This window comes from Thiolapillus sp., assembly GCF_048562965.1.
In the GTDB taxonomy this organism is placed as follows: domain Bacteria; phylum Pseudomonadota; class Gammaproteobacteria; order Chromatiales; family Chromatiaceae; genus Thiolapillus; species Thiolapillus brandeum_A.
In genome coordinates this window covers 1-1,084 of sequence record NZ_JBHNMF010000956.1, presented here as the reverse complement: position 1 = coordinate 1,084, position 1,084 = coordinate 1, and the positions used below count along the sequence as shown (strand labels likewise).

Annotated in this window: 1 protein-coding gene; it reads right to left on the bottom strand. The window is 54.0% G+C overall.

Going from position 1 to position 1,084, the window contains the following annotated elements; translation table 11 throughout:
* A partial coding sequence (locus tag ACOCD2_RS21435; RefSeq protein WP_293702712.1) for a UvrD-helicase domain-containing protein occupies positions 1-1,084 on the bottom strand: 1,084 nt, incomplete at both ends.

Here is a 1,084-nt window from a genome sequence, read left to right as displayed (position 1 = left end):
GCATTGTCACGTACCAACACGGCAAGGTCACCCCAGTCGTTTCCATCTTCGATCCATTGATCCGCAATCTGCTGCATGACACTGCGCCCCAGCTTGTCATGGCGCTGCCAACGCAGTGAGACATCGGTCTTCGGGCAGGATTCGTGGGACACGCAAAAAGTATCCTCCCGAAGTAAATTGTGCTGGATGAGGTGGTTGGCCATCAGCGACAGCTTGTGCCCATATCGAAAGGTATGGGACAACTGATAATTTGTCACGGGATGATAATGGCGGCTAAATTCGGTGAGCAGATGCCGCGGATCGGCGCCGCGCCACTCATAAATGCACTGGTCGATATCACCTACGGCTACCACGTTGGCCCGGGTTCCCGCAATGTATTCGACCAGCTTCTGCTGAACGGGATTCATGTCCTGGGCTTCATCGCAAATAATCAGATCCACCCGGTCTTCGATGAATTCACGCATTTTGGGCTGGTGGTACATGAGGTAAACCGGGTCGGCGATCAAATCCGTGAAAAACCGAATGTTCTGCCGTTCCCGTTCCTCCTCGAACAACGCGAAGGCTTGCAGGAACAGGGATTTCAGGGTCGGTTGGACACTGGTTTTATCGAAGACATCTTCCGCAGGAAGAATGTCGGCTTTTACTATGTCGATAAAGCTCGTAAACTCGTCCTTCAAATCAGCAGAATCACCCTGAAACCGGTTTGTCACCCGCCCGACGGCCTCTTTCAATGTGGCCCTGGCCATGCTGTCCATTACCCAGCCACGGGTTTCCAGACTCTTGTTCCGCAACAGCTTCTTTTTCTCGAATAGCTCGCAGATACTTTTGCCGAGGGCATGGAAGGTGCGCACCCGAAGGCTTTCCCGGTTTACCTCTTCCTGGGAGAAGCGCCGGGTCAGACGCACGTCGAAATCATTGGTGGCATCACGATTGAACAGGATGACAAGAATCCGACCCGGCGGCGTCCCTCTGGATACGGTGCGCCAGACCAGTTCGATCATGTTTTCGGTTTTCCCAGAACCGGCAACAGCAGCAACCCGGGCATGCCCCTGGTGATGATTGGCGATGCAATCCTGTTCCTTCG